Raw genomic sequence first — 14,047 nt, 5'->3', positions numbered from 1 at the left:
AGAGTCGTCCCGACGCGATCGCGATATTCCGCAGTGGGCGAGAACGGAGAGCGCCAGTACTGTCTTCTGCGGCCAGGACAGGGCACGCTGGTGCGATGACCGATGACCCCGCCGTCCGAGTCCGCGATCTGCGGAAGGACTACGGCGGCGCCCCGGCCGTCGTCGGCATCACGTTCGACATCCACCGCGGCGAGACCTTCGCCCTCCTCGGGCCGAACGGCGCGGGCAAGTCGACCACCATCGAGATCCTCGAGGGCTATCGCGACCGCTCCGGAGGCGAGGTGTCGGTGCTCGGCGTCGACCCGCGGCACGGCGACCTCGCCTGGAAGTCGCGCCTCGGCATCGTCCTGCAGTCCAGCGGCGAGTCCGGCAACGCGACCGTGCGCGAGCAGATCGCGCACTTCGCCGGCCTCTACCCGCACCCTCGCGACGTCGACGAGACGATCGAGGCCGTCGGGCTCACCGCGAAGGCGCGCTCGCGCATCGGCAAGCTCTCGGGCGGCCAGCGCCGCCGGGTCGACGTCGCCCTCGGCATCATCGGCCGCCCCGAGCTCGTCTTCCTCGACGAGCCGACGACCGGCTTCGACCCGGAGGCGCGGCACTCCTTCTGGGACCTGGTCGCGCTCCTCAAGAGCGAGGGCACGACGATCCTGCTGACCACCCACTACCTCGACGAGGCCGCGCGCCTCGGCGATCGCGCGGCGGTCATCGCCGGCGGCCGCCTGCTCGCGATCGGCCCGGTCAGCGAGATCGGCGGCGACGAGGCCCGCGTGCCCATCGTGCAGTGGGAGGAGGGCGGAGTGCTGAACCGGGTCCGCTCCGCCGAGCCGGCGCGCGTCGTCGCCGAGCTCAACGACCGCCTCGGCGAGCCCGCCGCTCTCGAGGTGGTCCGGCCGAGTCTCGAGGACATCTACCTCGACCTCATCCGCGACGACCGCTCCGGAGACACCCTCGACCGCATCGGAGAGCCCGCATGAGCGCCGTGATCGACCGCCCGATCCGCCCCCGATCGGTCCGCTACGGTCCGGGACGGACGCTGCGCCTCGGCGCCGCGAGGGCGCGCTACGAGGTCCGCTCCTACTTCCGCGCCCCCGACCAGGTCTTCTTCACCTTCCTCTTCCCCGTGCTGCTGCTGACGATCTTCTCGGTCGCTTTCGGCGAGAACGCGATCATGCAGGCGAACCCGCAGGACCCGGGCATCACGATGGCCGAGTACTACGTGCCGGGGCTCGCCGCGGCGGGCATCCTGCTCTCGGGTGTGCAGAACCTCGGAGTCGACATCGCGGTCGAGCGCAGCGACGGCACCCTCAAGCGCCTCGCGGGGGCGCCGCTGCCCGTGCTGAGCTACTTCCTGGGCAAGTTCGGGCAGGTGCTCGTGACGAGCCTCGCGCAGACGGCGCTCCTCCTGGTCGTCGCGGCCACCGTCTTCTCGGTCGAGCTGCCGAGCGACAGCGGGCGCTGGGCGACCTTCGCGTGGGTGTACCTCGGCGGAGTGGCGACCTCGGCCATCCTCGGCATCGCCGTCTCCGCGCTCCCCCGCTCGGGCAAGAGCGCCACGGCCGTGATCGTGCCGCCGCTGCTGGTGCTGCAGTTCATCTCGGGCTCGTACCTGTCGTTCACGACGCTGCCGGACTGGCTGCAGAACGTCGCGAGCGTCTTCCCGCTGAAGTGGATCGCGCAGGGCATGCGCGCAGTGTTCCTCCCCTCCGACTTCGAGGGGCTCGAGGTCGACGGCTCGTGGGATCTCGGCGGCGTCGCGCTCGTGCTGGCCGTCTGGCTCGTGGTGGGCCTCGTCGCCTGCCGCCTGACGTTCCGCTGGATCCGCCGCGACTCCTGACCTGCTCCGCGAGTCGGGTCAGACCGTGGTGCCGACGACGACGGGCTCGGGGTGCAGGAGCACGCCGAACTCGGCGAGGACGCGGCCCTGCACGTAGCGGGCGAGCTCGGCGACCTCCTCGGCGCGAGCGCCTCCGCGGTTGGTGAGGGCGAGCGTGTGCTTGCTCGACACGGCGGCGCGCGAACCGGGCAGGGCGAAGCCCCGCGAGACGCCGGCGTGCTCGATCAGCCACGCGGCGCTGAGCTTGACGAGCTCGCCGGGCGCAGAGGGCGCGGGGACGCCGATCGGCTCTCCCGCCTCGACGGCCGACAGCGGAGTGACGACCTCGGCCTCGTGCACCGGCTCGACCGTCCAGCGCGGTGCGGCCGGCGGGAGTCCGCCCGCGAACGCCGTCGTGACGAGCGGGTTGGTGAAGAAGGAGCCGGCGCTGGCCGTGTCGGGGTCGGCCGCATCGAGCACCATGCCCTTCGAGGCCCGCAGCCGCAGCACGGTCTCGCGCACGGCGGCGAGCGGCACGCGGTCGCCGAGAGCGACTCCGAGCGCCGAGGCGAGCTGGGCGTAGGCGACCGGCGAGCCGCCGGTGCCGTCCTCCGCCTCCTCGAGGAGCAGCTCGACCGCGAGGACCGCGCCGCGACGACCCTGCTTGATGACGGAGGTCCGGTAGCCGAGCCCGAGCTCCTCGGCCGTGAGACGGATCGGCTCGCGGGCGCCCTCGTCGAGGAAGGTCACGGCGACGAGCGTGTCGGACAGCTCCTGACCGTAGGCGCCGATGTTCTGGACGGGTGAGGCGCCGACGGTGCCGGGGATGCCGCTCAGGGCCTCGAGGCCCGCCCAGCCGCGCTCGACCGTCGTCGCGACGAGGCCGTCCCACGACTCCCCCGCCTGTACGCGGAGGTGGACGGCGCCCGGCCGGGACGACTCGAGGCGCTCGATCCCCGTGGTGCGCACGAGGACGACCGCTCCCTCGAACCCGTCGTCGCCGATGAGCAGGTTGGAGCCTCCGCCGATCAGGAGCCAGGGCTCGTCGTCGGCCCAGACCTGCGCGAGCACCTCGACGAGCTCGGCCTCGGTCCGCGCCTCCAGCACGCGTTCGGCGGGGCCGCCGACGCGGAGGGTGGTCAGCTCGGAGAGGTCGACCGCGGTCATCGGGGGCCGATCACGCGAGGGCGACCCGCGCCTGGGCCTTGCCGAGGACGGCCTGACCCGCGACGGTGACGGCGAGGTCGATGCGCGCCCAGCCCTCGTCGGGCGCGAGGGCGCCGACCTTCGCGACGACCTCGATGTCGGCGCCCGTCGCGGGGTCGACCACGACGGGTCGGGTGAAGCGGACCTGGTAGTCGACGACGAGTCCGGGGTCGCCGACCCAGTCGACGACGACCTGGACGGCCGTCCCCATCGTGAGCATGCCGTGCGCCAGCACACCGGGGAGCCCCACCTCGGCCGCGACGTCGTCGCGGTAGTGGATCGGGTTGAAGTCGCCCGAGGCTCCGGCGTAGCGCACCAGGGTGCCGCGCTCGAAGTGGAAGCTGCTCTCGGCGACCACGTCGCCGACGGTGAGCTCGGACAGGACGGGGCGGGGGCCGGTCATTCGTCTCCCCTGACGACGAGGGTGGAGAGGGCGGTCACGACGTGCGCGCCGTCGGCGTCGACCATCGTCGACTCGGTGGTCACCATCGAGTGCGCGCCGAGCCTCTTGATGGAGGCGACGGCGAGGGTCGCGGTGAGCTCGTCGCCGGCGACGATGGGGCGCGAGTAGCTGAAGCGCTGGTCTCCGTGCACGACGCGACTGAAGTCGATGCCCGCGTCGGGCTCGGCTAGCAGCTGCGCCAGCGTGTACTCCTGCACCACGACCGCGAATGTCGGCGGGGCGATCACATCGGCGTACCCGGCGCTCCGGGCGGCCTCCGCGTCGTGGTGGAGGGGGGACGTGGCGGAGACGGCGCGGGCGAACTCGCGCACCTTCTCGCGGCCCACCTGGTAGGGCTCGGTGGGGGCGAACGCACGCCCGACGAGTTCGGGGTTCACTGGCACCCGGCCATCCTAGGCGCTGTGCGTCTGTCCCCCGATTGACCGGACTCAGCCGCGATCCGTTCATCCGAGTATGCCCACAGCGAATTTCCCATCTGCATATGGCTGACCCGCGAGGGTTCTTCTCGGAAGCTGGCCGGATGTCGACTCCCTCCCCCGAACGCGACTGGGCCGCCTACGCGCGCGAGCTCGGCACCAACCTGCACCGCGCCCGCATCGCGAAGGGAGAGAGCCAGGAGCGCATCGCCCACGCGGCGGGGCTCGCCGGCTACACCTACCAGAAGTTCGAGAAGGGGGAGTCGAAGCCGGGCTCGCCCGCGAACCCCACGCTGCGCACCCTTTTCGCCCTCTGCGAGGCGCTCGACCTCGAGCTGACGGAGCTGCTGCCGCCGAACCCGCCCCAGGCCTCACGAGGCGTGTCCGAGTAGGGCGAGCGTCGACTCGACCCCTCGCGCGAGGCGCGCGGCCGAGCTGAGGTCGAGATCGACGGTGCCCAGCCCGTCGGCCTCGACGCGCAGTCGGTCCTCACCCGCCGATCCCGGACGGCACAGCGAGACGTGCGCCGTCACCGCCGACGGCTCCTCGCCGGCCCGCGGCCAGAGCACCACCGGCAGCGACCGTGCCGCGGAGCGGTGCAGCCGCTCCTGGGTCTCCGAGAGCTCGTCGTGCTCCCGCTCGCACCACCGCGGGCATCCGTCGCCGCGCCCGTCGTCCTTGAATCCATCCACGTTCCGCACCAATCGCTCGAGGTGCACAGCCCATCAGGCGGCACCGACATCGAGGCGGGTCTCCCGCCTCATTCCGGGCGGGGTGTGGACAAGAACCCCCCTCGCCCCCGCTGTGGAGGAGCGCGATCAGGATCCCATACCGGGATGGCGCCTGCGGAGGGTCGGCGCGAACCGCGCAGGGCTCAGCGGTGCACGATCAGCCAGGTGGCGACGGCGGTCGCCTCGCCGCGGTTGATCATGCGGTGCGGGCGCTCGCACGGGAACGTGATGGCGTCGCCGGCGGCGAGCACGACGGTCTCGTCCTCGAACTCGACCGTCAGCTCGCCCCTCGTCACGGTGCCGACCTCGAACCCGTCGTGCCGGAGGAACTGCCGGTGCGCGGTCGAGGTCGACCCGGGCGGGTAGGTCGACTCGAAGAAGTCGACCGCATCGACCGGCCCCGGTGCGAGGCGACGGAAGAGGACTCCGCCGTCGAGGGTGACCGGCGCAACATCGCCCGCGCGGACGACCGCTGTCTCGATCACGGCCGGGCGGGCGACCGACTCGTCGAAGACCGAGGAGAGCGGGACGCCGAGCGCGCCGACCATCGCGATCAGCCGGCCGACCGACGGCTGCATCGCCCCGCGCTCGATCTGCGAGACCGCGCTGGCCGATATCCCGAGCTCGGCGGCCAGGGCCCGCAGCGACATCCCCGACGCGAGACGCAGCTCGCGCAGGCGCGCTCCGAGACGCTCGCGGTCGCCGACCGCCGCGGCGATCGCCCGCTCGTCCGCCGGATCCGCGGGCAGGGCCGCACCTCCGCCGCCGGTCGAACTGTCGGAGAGCACCACGGGTCGTCCTTCCCTCAGCGATCGTCACGCACCCGTAACGGAGCCGAAACGAACCGCGGGAGGCGGAGCCGTAGGTTGACCTCGAGTGAAGCGATCACTTCACGCGATGTCCACTGCTCCCCGAGCCCCGCGGTGACGACCGGCCTCGTCGGCCCGCCGCCGCGACCACCCTGACACATCCCGTCCGTGCGACTGCCGCACGACCGCCCGAGAGGTGGATCCACCATGACCGACCGCGCCACCGCCGCCCGCACCGACCCGCACTCCGCGGTGTCGATCGACGACGACCTCCCCGCCGGCGCCCCGCTGATCAAGCCGGGCTACGACGACCGCCTCGCCAACGACGATCTCGCTCCCCTCGCCAAGCAGCGGTGGTCGAGCTACAACATCTTCGCGTTCTGGATGTCGGACGTGCACAGCGTCGGCGGCTACGTCACCGCCGGCTCGCTGTTCGCGCTCGGCCTCGCCGGCTGGCAGGTGCTCGTCGCGCTCGTGGTCGGCATCGTGATCGTCCAGATCTTCTGCAACCTGGTCGCGAAGCCGAGCCAGGTCACCGGCGTCCCCTACCCGGTGATCAACCGCGCGATCTTCGGGATCCGCGGGGCGAACATCCCCGGCATCATCCGCGGTCTCATCGCGATCGCCTGGTACGGAGTGCAGACCTACCTCGCCGCCCAGTCGCTGAACATCGTCTTCCTGAAGTTCTTCCCCGATCTCGCCTCGTGGAACACCCCCGAGGCCTCCTTCCTCGGACTCTCCGCCCTCGGCTACGTCTCCTACGCGATCCTCTGGGTCGCCCAGGCCGCCCTGTTCTGGCGCGGCATGGAGTCGATCCGCCGCTTCATCGACTGGGCGGGCCCCGCGGTGTACGTCGTGATGCTGATCCTCGCGGTCTACCTCGTCTCGCAGGCCGGCTGGGAGAACATCTCGCTCAACCTCGGCTCGGGCGAGCCCCTCGACTTCGCCGCGTCGATCCCCGTGATGATCTCGGCCGTCGCGCTCGTCGTCGCCTACTTCTCGGGCCCGATGCTCAACTTCGGCGACTTCTCGCGCTACGCCCGCAGCTACAAGGCCGTCAAGAAGGGCAACTTCCTCGGTCTGCCGATCAACTTCCTCTTCTTCTCCCTGCTCACCGTGATCACCGCCTCCGCGACGGTGCCGGTCTTCGGCGAGCTGATCACCGACCCGATCGAGACGGTCGAGCGGATCGACACCTGGTTCGCCGTCCTGCTGGGCGGGCTCACCTTCGTCATCGCCACGATCGGCATCAACATCGTCGCCAACTTCATCTCACCGGCGTTCGACTTCTCGAACGTGAACCCGAAGAAGATCAGCTGGCGGATGGGCGGCATGATCGCCGCCGTCGGCTCGGTGCTGCTCACCCCGTGGAACTGGTACTCGAACGACACCGCCATCCACTACACGCTCGGCATCCTCGGCGCCCTGATCGGCCCGCTGTTCGGCGTGCTCATCGCCGGCTACTACCTGATCAGCCGCCAGCGGGTCTGGGTCGACGACCTCTACTCGATGAGCGAGAAGGGCCGCTACTGGTTCTCGAAGGGGTTCAACCCCAACGCCGTCTGGGCGACCGCGATCGGCGGCGTCCCCTCCGTCCTCTCGGTGCTCGTGCCGCGCTGGATCGAGGAGGCGGGCGGCGCCTCCTTCACCTGGCTCGGCGACTACAGCTGGTTCATCGGCTGCGGGCTCGGCTTCGTCGCCATGGCGATGCTCGAGCGCCGGTCGCCCCGGATCGGACGCCTCGAGGACGACCTCGAGAACGTCAGCGACGGCTCGCTCGTCTGACCCCCGGAGGGGCGGCCCGACGCGGCCGCCCCTCCTCCCTCCCCTTCCACCGATCGAGGACCCCGTGCTCATCACCGTCATCAACCCGAACACCAGCGCCTCGATGACCGAGACGATCGGCCGTGCCGCGCGCTCGGTCGCCTCCGTCGGCACCGAGATCGCCGCGGTGACGCCTCCGATGGGCCCGGCCTCGATCGAGAGCCACTACGACGAGGCCCTCGCCGTGCCCGGCGTGCTCCACGAGATCGCGCGGGCGGAGGCGGCGGGGAGCGACGGAGCGGTCATCGCCTGCTTCGGCGACCCGGGCGTCGACGCCGCGCGCGAGATCGCCGGCGGCCCCGTGATCGGCATCGCCGAGGCGGCGATGCACATGGCGACCCTGGTCGGCCGGGGCTTCAGCGTGGTCACCACCCTGTCGCGCACCAGTGGACGCGCGTGGGACATCGCGCGGCGAGCGGGCTTCGGCGAGGCGTGCCGCGACGTGCACGCCTGCGACATCCCCGTGCTCGAGCTCGAGGACCCGCGCTCCGACGCGCGCCGCGTGATCCTCGAGGCGTGCCGCGACGCGCTCGCGGCCGACGGCTCCGACTCGATCGTGCTCGGCTGCGCCGGCATGGCCGACCTCTGCCGCGACCTGTCGCGCGAGCTCGGCGTGCCCGTGATCGACGGCGTCGTCTCGGCCGTGCGCCTGGTCGAGGGCCTCGTGGCGATGGGAGTCACGACCTCGCGCCGCGACGAGTTCGCCCTCCCGCGCACCAAGGCGATGAGCGGCCTGCTCGCTCCGTTCGAGCTCGCCTGAGCCACGACGCACGAAGGGCCCGGGAGCAGCGACTCCCGGGCCCTTCGTGCGTCGGAATCCCGCTACTGCTGCGCGCTCCGACGACGGCGCGCCGTCAACACGCCGACCAGCCCCAGGGCGAGCAGGGCCGCAGCCGCTGTCGCGGAGCCCGCCGTCTCGACGCCGGTGTCGGCGAGCGTCCGTCCGCTGTGCCCGGGCTTCGCCGGGGCCGGCGGGGCGACCGCGGTGGGCAGGGCGGAGGGGGTCGCGGCCGGAGCGGCGCGCGCGGTCACGACGACGTCCTCGATCGGCCCGACCGTCCACAGGGTGCGGGTGATCCCGCCGACGGTCCCGTCGACCTGGAGGAGATAGCTGTAGGTGCCGGGGTCGGTCGGGACCTCGGAGAGATCGGTGGGAGGCTCGGCCGATCCGAGTGCGAAGCCCCTGCCGGAGAGGATGTCCCTGGTGTGCGACCAGCCCTGGTACTCCTGCACGGCGATGTGCTGGCTGTCGAAGCAGTCCGGGACGACGACCGCACCGACGCCCACTCCGACGGTGCCGGCGTCGCCGACCACGGTGAACTGAGGCGGCGCCCACGAGCTGTCGAGCGCACCGACGGTCGAGTAGTAGCAGGTCTCCCACTCGTCGACGGCCGAGACGCCGGGCTCGGAGCGCCAGCGCTCCGTCGCGAGGTCGGTGTAGGAGCCGCCCTTCATGCCGTAGAGCTTGGTGACGACGACGACGGTGCGGATGCCGCTCGGCGCGAGGACCAGCGCCGTCTGCGGTTCGCTGCCCTCTCGCTCGACGGCGACGGTCGTGCCGATGCCGCCCGCGTACTCGCCGTTCGGCCCCTCCACCACGAGGGTGATGTCGGCCGAGTACGCGCAGTCGGGGAACGACGCCTCCGGCAGACCGACGGTCGCGGAGCCGGACGATGCGGTCCAGTCGATCGTGATCGCGTCGAAGTCGATGTCGACCGCTCGCTCGCCGTCCGGGCACGACGGGTCGGTGTCTCCGACCACGGCAGGTGCGGGGGACTCCGGAACCGCGGTCGGGAGGCCGGACGCGACGGGAGCCGGCTCGACGGCGGGGTCGGCGATCGGCCCAGGCGCGGGAGTCGCGGAGGGCTCGGAGCGCGGAGCCGACGTGGGCTCCGCGGCGGCCCCGGCGGTGGGCGTCGGTTCGGGGACCAGCGTGCTCGCGGCCGACACCGGTGCGAGCGCGCCGGCGGCGAGGCCGACGAGGAGCGTGAGGCACGCGAGACGTGTGCGCGAGCGGAGAGTGCTCCCCCGGAGTGGCATCGATGTGTTCTTCTCGAGAATGCGGAAACGGAATCGGTGCCGAAGCTGCCTCCGTGGCACCTGGCTGATGTCTATCAGCCGGCTGTACGCGAGCACATCCACCGTGCGCCCACTCTCCGTCTCGATCGCGTCACGGGACGGGAGCCGGGGTCTGCGAGGATCGACGCATGGCGATCCTCCGCGACATGGCCCTCGGCGCACGGCTGTTCGGTCGGGGGTTCGGCACCTGGCTGCGCTCGCCTCGCTCGATGCTCCTGGGGGCGATCCCGCCGCTGATCGTCGGGCTCGTGTTCGCGGGCGTCCTCGTCCTCGTCGTCAGCCGCGTCGATGGAGTGGTGACGGCGCTGACCCCCTTCCTCGACGGCTGGAGCGACGCCTGGGCTGCGACCGCTCGCCTCCTGCTCGCGATCGCGGTGGTCGGCGCGGTCGTCGCACTCGGCGTCGTCCTCTTCGCGGCGGTCACCCTCCTCGTCGGCGACCCCTTCTACGAGCGGATCTGGCGCGGCGTCGAGAACGAGCTCGGCGGCGTCCCCGACGAGCACGAGACCGGGTTCTGGCGCGGGATCGGGCGGAGCATCCGCGACTCCGGGGTCCTCGTCGCCACATCGCTCGCGATCGGCGTCGTCCTCGTGCTGCTCGGCCTCATCCCCGTGATCGGCCAGATCATCGGCCTGATCGCCGGCGCGCTCGTCGGCGGCCGGGCGCTCGCGCTCGAGCTCACCGGGTTCGCCGGGGACGCGCGCGGGATTACCCTCGGCGAGCGCCGTCGGCTCCTCGGCGAGCACCGCGCCGTGTCGCTCGGCTTCGGCATCGCGGTGTACCTCGCGTTCCTCATCCCGGGCGGAGCGGTCGTCGCGACCCCCGCGGCGACGGCCGGTGCGACCCTCCTCCTCCGGACCCTGCGCGGCGAGTCGACCGAGCGGGTCCCGCCGACCTTGGCCGCCCCGCCGGTGGTCCCCTAGACTCCCCCCATGCGCACGTCGACCCTCCGCCGTTCCTGGTGGCCCGCCTCCTAGGCAGGCCGACGCGCAGACTCCTCTCGCACACGACCGCCTCGACCGGGCGGTCGTTCTGCATGTCGGGGCCCGGGTGAGGGACACCCCGACCCAAGGACCACGATGACCTCGCTCCTCTCCCGCATCCTCGCCTCCGACGGCTCACTGCCGTTCGCGGTCGTCCTCCGTCAGGGACGCTCCGAGGTCGACGTCTTCACCGGCGACGTTGTCGACGTCGACGGGCTCGCCGACATCCCGCTCGACGGCGACGACGTGCTCACCCTCGTGCCCTACCGCCAGGTGCGCGAGCGCGGCTTCGCGGCGAAGGACGACGGAGCGCCGCTGCGCAACCTGATCGTGCGCGAGCGCGAGAGCGTCCCCCTGGCCGAGGTGCTGGAGCTGCTCCCCGAGCGCGAGATCCCCGTCGAGGAGCGCGGCTTCGACGTGCCCGACGACGAGTACGCCGAGATCGTCCGGCGCGTGATCGACGACGAGATCGGCCGCGGAGAGGGCGCCAACTTCGTCATCAACCGCGCGTTCGTCGCGCAGACCGACGCCCCCGCGGTCGAGGCGGTGCTGGCCTGGTTCCGCCGGCTGCTCACCGACGAGTCGGGCGCCTACTGGACCTTCGCGATCCACACGCCGGGCGTCGACGGCGCTCCGACGGTCACGGCGGTCGGGGCCACTCCCGAGCGCCACGTCTCGGTGCGCGACGGCGTGGCGATGATGAACCCGATCAGCGGCACCTTCCGCCACCCCGCCACCGGCCCGACCGGCGAGGGAGTGCTCGCGTTCCTCGCCGATGTGAAGGAGAGCGAGGAGCTCTTCATGGTCGTCGACGAGGAGATGAAGATGATGAGCGCGGTCTGCCCGAACGGCGGACGCATCCTCGGACCCTTCCTCAAGCAGATGTCGCGGCTGAGCCACACCGAGTACCTGCTCGAGGGGCACACCGACCTCGACGTGCGCGAGGTGCTGCGCCTGACGATGTTCGCGCCGACCGTCACCGGCTCGCCGATGGAGAACGCCTGCGCCGTCATCGCCGAGTACGAGAAGGAGCCGCGCGGCTACTACTCCGGTGTGCTCGCCCTGTTCGAGCCGGAGGAGCACGGCTACACGGTCGACGCGCCCATCCTCATCCGCACCGCCTACCTGCGCGCGGACGGCCGGCTGACCGTGCCGGCCGGCGCCACCCTCGTGCGCCATTCGACGCCCGAGGGCGAGGTCGCCGAGACGCGCGCCAAGGCGTCGGGCGTCCTCTCGGCGCTCGGGCTCCTGCCCCACCGCGACGTCCCGCCGGCGATCGACCTCAACGCGCAGCCCGGCGTCCAGGAGGCGCTCGAGGCGCGCAATGAGCGGCTCGCGTCGTTCTGGCTGCGGCCGCAGGCCCCCGAGCACATCGAGGGTCTCGCCGGGCACACCGCCCTCATCGTCGACAACGAGGACCAGTTCACGACGATGCTCGCGCACCAGCTGCGCCACCTCGGCATGGACGCCAGGGTCGAGCGCTGGTCGAGTGTCGAGGACGTGCTCACGGACGACCTCGTCGTGTTCGGCCCCGGCCCCGGCGATCCGCGCGACGACTCCGAGCCGCGGATCGCGCGCCTCCGCGCCCTGATGACCGAGCGACTCGGCTCCGAGCGCCCGATGCTGGCCGTCTGCCTCAGCCACCAGATGCTCTCGCTGCTCGCCGGTCTCCCGGTCGAGCCGCTGCCGGCGCCCCGCCAGGGTGTGCGCCTCGCGGTCGACGTGTTCGGCGAGGACGCGGCGATCGGCTTCTACAACACCTTCTCCTCCGTTGCGGCCGAGGGCACGACGCGCACGCCGCTGCTCGACCTCGAGGTCTCGGGCGACGCGGCGACAGGAGTCGTCAACGCGCTCCGCGGAGAGCGGATCGCGTCGGTGCAGGGGCACCTCGAGTCGGTGCTCTCGTCCGACGGGCTGCGCACGCTCGAGCGGCTGGTGCGCACCGCGACGTCGCAGCCGGCCCGCGCGTGAGCGACGTCCGGCTGATCGCGTCGCCCTCGTACTCGCCCGAGCTGCGGGAGGCGGTCGCCGGGAGCGTGCGGGCGGCGGCCGAGGCGGCGCGCGGCTGGTACGGGCGCGGCGACAAGCTCGCTGCCGATGCGGCCTCGGTCGCGGCGATGCGCGACGTGCTCGCCGAGGCGCCGTTCGACGGCGTCGTCGTCATCGGCGAGGGCGAGAAGGACGACGCCCCCATGCTCGCGAACGGCGAGCGACTCGGCCGGGCGAGCGCCCCCTCCTGCGACGTGGCGGTCGACCCGCTCGACGGCACCCGGCTGACCGCGGAGGGGATCCCGGGCTCGGTCTGCGTCATCGCGCTCGCGCCGCGCGGCACGATGCTCGACCCGCGCGACGTCTTCTACATGGACAAGCTGGTCTGCTCGGCCGCGGGCGCCGGAGTCGTGTCGCTCGACCTGGCCCCGGCCGAGAACGCGAGGCGGCTGGCTCTCGCGCTCGACAAGCCTCCAGGCGAGCTCGTGGTCGTGGTGCTCGACAAGCCACGGCACACCGGGCTGGTCGCGGAGCTGCGCGAGGCGGGCGTCGCTCTCGAGCTGCGCGGGGAGGGCGACGTCTCGGTCGCGATCGAGGCGGCGGACCCGGCCGGCCGCGTCGACCTGGTGCTCGGCATCGGCGGCACCCCGGAGGGAGTCGTCGCCGCCTGCGCCGTCCGCGCCCTCGGCGGCGTGATGGAGGGTCGGCTCGCCCCGCAGACCGCTCTCGAGCGCACGAACGCCCTCGCGGCCGGCCACGACCTCGACCGGCTGCTGACCCTCGACGACCTCGTCGCCTCCGACGACGTGCTCTTCGCGGGCTGCGACGTCTGACAGCCACCGCGAGAGGCCACTCGCCGCCTGCGTGACCGGCCGGCCGAGGTCAGGGTGAGGCGACTCCCTGGCGCCAGTAGCCGACGAAGGTGACGTCGCGCTTGTCGACGCCGCGCTCGGCGACGAGGTGACGACGAGCGCCGGTCGCGAGGGCCGACTCGCCGACCGCGAAGACGGAGGGGCGTCCGGCCGGCAGGGCGGCGTTGCGGAGCACGTCGAGAGCACGCTCTCCCGGGCGGGCGTGCTCGTCGGTGCGCGGCAGCCAGTGCAGTGTCACGGCGTCGGAGGCGGGGATCGGCTGGCGATCGTCGTCGCAGGGCAGCTCGAGGAACACCTCGGCGCGCCGGTCGGCGGGCAGCGAGCCCAGGATGCCGGCGACCGCGGGGAGACCCGTCTCGTCGGCGACGAGGAGGCACCAGTCGGTGCCCTCCGCCCGCCGGTAGCCGAGGCCCTGATCGAGGATGCCGACCCGGTCGCCCGGAGTCGCGGTGAGCGCGAAGGTCACGGCGGGCCCCGCCTCCCCCGCTTCGCCGTGCACCACGAAGTCGACGTCGAGCTCGGGGCCGCCGTCGGCGCCCTTCGCGCGGTAGCGGCGCACCGTGTAGTTGCGGACGAACGGACGCCGAGCCCTCGGCATCGCGAGGTACTGCGCGTACCAGAGCGCGCTCGCGCGGGTGGGGAGTCGCAGCTCCTCCTGGCCCGGGCGCGGGAGGAAGAGCCGGAACCACTGGTCGTGCCCGAGCGGGTGCAGGAGCGCCACTCCCGGACCACCGAAGGTGACCCGCTGCATGCTCGGCGTCACCCGCGCCGTCCGCACGACCTCGACGGTGACCACCTGCGGATCGGTGGGCCGGGTCGGAGTGAAGGAGCGGGACATGCGAGACCTCCGGAACGGGCC

General features: G+C 72.5%; 15 protein-coding genes. 8 read left to right on the top strand and 7 right to left on the bottom strand.

From position 1 onward, the window contains the following. Positions 1–95 precede the first annotated feature (95 nt). Together GRS96_RS07300 and GRS96_RS07295 are read left to right on the top strand one after the other, a co-directional pair. Positions 96–977: an ABC transporter ATP-binding protein gene (locus GRS96_RS07300; protein WP_159854350.1), complete on the top strand. Its 882-nt coding sequence runs from the start codon at positions 96–98 to the stop codon at positions 975–977. Further along, positions 974–1,837: an ABC transporter permease gene (locus GRS96_RS07295; RefSeq protein ID WP_159988146.1), complete on the top strand. Its 864-nt coding sequence runs from the start codon at positions 974–976 to the stop codon at positions 1,835–1,837. The genes GRS96_RS07300 and GRS96_RS07295 overlap by 4 nt, the downstream gene beginning before the upstream one ends. Positions 1,838–1,855: 18 nt before the next feature. On the opposite strand, the gene GRS96_RS07290 is transcribed toward GRS96_RS07295, so the two are convergent. From GRS96_RS07290 to GRS96_RS07280, 3 genes are read right to left on the bottom strand one after another with little or no spacing between them, the layout of a single operon-like run. Beyond that, positions 1,856–2,983, bottom strand: a complete 1,128-nt coding sequence (locus GRS96_RS07290) for a UDP-N-acetylmuramate dehydrogenase (protein ID WP_159988145.1) — start codon at positions 2,981–2,983, stop codon at positions 1,856–1,858. A gap of 10 nt (positions 2,984–2,993) precedes the next feature. Then, the gene (locus tag GRS96_RS07285) at positions 2,994–3,425 is read right to left on the bottom strand and encodes a MaoC/PaaZ C-terminal domain-containing protein (protein ID WP_159854356.1); all 432 of its coding nucleotides are present in this window, start codon (positions 3,423–3,425) and stop codon (positions 2,994–2,996) included. After that, entirely contained in the window at positions 3,422–3,868 is a 447-nt protein-coding gene (locus tag GRS96_RS07280) for a MaoC family dehydratase N-terminal domain-containing protein (protein ID WP_159854358.1), read from the bottom strand. The genes GRS96_RS07285 and GRS96_RS07280 overlap by 4 nt, the downstream gene beginning before the upstream one ends. Positions 3,869–4,005: 137 nt before the next feature. Between GRS96_RS07280 and GRS96_RS07275 the strand changes: the two genes are divergently transcribed. Continuing rightward, positions 4,006–4,293: a helix-turn-helix domain-containing protein gene (locus tag GRS96_RS07275; protein WP_159854360.1), complete on the top strand. Its 288-nt coding sequence runs from the start codon at positions 4,006–4,008 to the stop codon at positions 4,291–4,293. Here the strand turns inward: GRS96_RS07275 and GRS96_RS07270 are convergent. Continuing rightward, positions 4,273–4,593, bottom strand: a complete 321-nt coding sequence (locus tag GRS96_RS07270; protein WP_159854362.1) for a DUF6907 domain-containing protein — start codon at positions 4,591–4,593, stop codon at positions 4,273–4,275. The two genes, GRS96_RS07275 and GRS96_RS07270, sit on opposite strands and share 21 nt — an antisense overlap. Before the next feature lie 182 nt (positions 4,594–4,775). Continuing rightward, on the bottom strand, positions 4,776–5,420 hold the full coding sequence (locus GRS96_RS07265) for a helix-turn-helix domain-containing protein (RefSeq protein ID WP_204162053.1): 645 nt from the start codon (positions 5,418–5,420) through the stop codon (positions 4,776–4,778). Between the two features lie 228 nt (positions 5,421–5,648). Here GRS96_RS07265 and GRS96_RS07260 point away from each other — a divergent pair, with 228 nt between their 5' ends. Beyond that, positions 5,649–7,226 carry an NCS1 family nucleobase:cation symporter-1 gene (locus GRS96_RS07260; protein WP_159988144.1) on the top strand — a complete coding sequence of 526 codons (1,578 nt, stop codon included), beginning with the start codon at positions 5,649–5,651 and terminating at the stop codon, positions 7,224–7,226. A gap of 64 nt (positions 7,227–7,290) precedes the next feature. Then, positions 7,291–8,025 carry an aspartate/glutamate racemase family protein gene (locus GRS96_RS07255; RefSeq protein ID WP_159988143.1) on the top strand — a complete coding sequence of 245 codons (735 nt, stop codon included), beginning with the start codon at positions 7,291–7,293 and terminating at the stop codon, positions 8,023–8,025. A 62-nt stretch (positions 8,026–8,087) separates the two neighbouring features. Here the strand turns inward: GRS96_RS07255 and GRS96_RS07250 are convergent, their stop codons facing one another. Further along, positions 8,088–9,305, bottom strand: a complete 1,218-nt coding sequence (locus GRS96_RS07250) for an LPXTG cell wall anchor domain-containing protein (protein ID WP_159988142.1) — start codon at positions 9,303–9,305, stop codon at positions 8,088–8,090. A gap of 167 nt (positions 9,306–9,472) precedes the next feature. Here GRS96_RS07250 and GRS96_RS07245 point away from each other — a divergent pair, with 167 nt between their 5' ends. The 3 genes from GRS96_RS07245 (at position 9,473) to GRS96_RS07235 (ending at position 13,149) form a co-directional block, all read left to right on the top strand. After that, positions 9,473–10,267 carry an EI24 domain-containing protein gene (locus GRS96_RS07245; protein ID WP_159988141.1) on the top strand — a complete coding sequence of 265 codons (795 nt, stop codon included), beginning with the start codon at positions 9,473–9,475 and terminating at the stop codon, positions 10,265–10,267. Between the two features lie 156 nt (positions 10,268–10,423). Beyond that, positions 10,424–12,298 carry an anthranilate synthase family protein gene (locus tag GRS96_RS07240; protein ID WP_159988139.1) on the top strand — a complete coding sequence of 625 codons (1,875 nt, stop codon included), beginning with the start codon at positions 10,424–10,426 and terminating at the stop codon, positions 12,296–12,298. Next, positions 12,295–13,149 (top strand): fructose-bisphosphatase class II family protein, encoded by an 855-nt coding sequence (locus GRS96_RS07235; RefSeq protein ID WP_159854374.1) that lies wholly within the window; start codon positions 12,295–12,297, stop codon positions 13,147–13,149. Before GRS96_RS07240 ends, GRS96_RS07235 begins: the two co-directional genes overlap by 4 nt. 49 nt (positions 13,150–13,198) lie before the next feature. Here the strand turns inward: GRS96_RS07235 and GRS96_RS07230 are convergent, their stop codons facing one another. Next, entirely contained in the window at positions 13,199–14,026 is an 828-nt protein-coding gene (locus GRS96_RS07230) for a siderophore-interacting protein (RefSeq protein ID WP_159854376.1), read from the bottom strand. Positions 14,027–14,047 lie beyond the last annotated feature (21 nt).

Source organism: Rathayibacter sp. VKM Ac-2803, assembly GCF_009807175.1.
Classification (GTDB): domain Bacteria; phylum Actinomycetota; class Actinomycetes; order Actinomycetales; family Microbacteriaceae; genus Rathayibacter.
The sequence above is the reverse complement of the archived record's forward strand: the minus strand, read 5'-3'. Positions and strand labels throughout refer to the sequence as shown.

Excerpts from the sequence above, each read along its gene's own strand:
- GRS96_RS07250 (WP_159988142.1), bottom strand. The coding sequence starts at position 9,305 with ATGCCACTCCGGGGGAGCACTCTCCGCTCGCGCACACGTCTCGCGTGC.
- GRS96_RS07260 (WP_159988144.1), top strand. The coding sequence starts at position 5,649 with ATGACCGACCGCGCCACCGCCGCCCGCACCGACCCGCACTCCGCGGTG.
- GRS96_RS07290 (WP_159988145.1), bottom strand. The coding sequence starts at position 2,983 with ATGACCGCGGTCGACCTCTCCGAGCTGACCACCCTCCGCGTCGGCGGC.
- GRS96_RS07300 (WP_159854350.1), top strand. The coding sequence starts at position 96 with ATGACCGATGACCCCGCCGTCCGAGTCCGCGATCTGCGGAAGGACTAC.
- GRS96_RS07245 (WP_159988141.1), top strand. The coding sequence starts at position 9,473 with ATGGCGATCCTCCGCGACATGGCCCTCGGCGCACGGCTGTTCGGTCGG.
- GRS96_RS07275 (WP_159854360.1), top strand. The coding sequence starts at position 4,006 with ATGTCGACTCCCTCCCCCGAACGCGACTGGGCCGCCTACGCGCGCGAG.
- GRS96_RS07295 (WP_159988146.1), top strand. The coding sequence starts at position 974 with ATGAGCGCCGTGATCGACCGCCCGATCCGCCCCCGATCGGTCCGCTAC.
- GRS96_RS07285 (WP_159854356.1), bottom strand. The coding sequence starts at position 3,425 with ATGACCGGCCCCCGCCCCGTCCTGTCCGAGCTCACCGTCGGCGACGTG.
- GRS96_RS07240 (WP_159988139.1), top strand. The coding sequence starts at position 10,424 with ATGACCTCGCTCCTCTCCCGCATCCTCGCCTCCGACGGCTCACTGCCG.
- GRS96_RS07230 (WP_159854376.1), bottom strand. The coding sequence starts at position 14,026 with ATGTCCCGCTCCTTCACTCCGACCCGGCCCACCGATCCGCAGGTGGTC.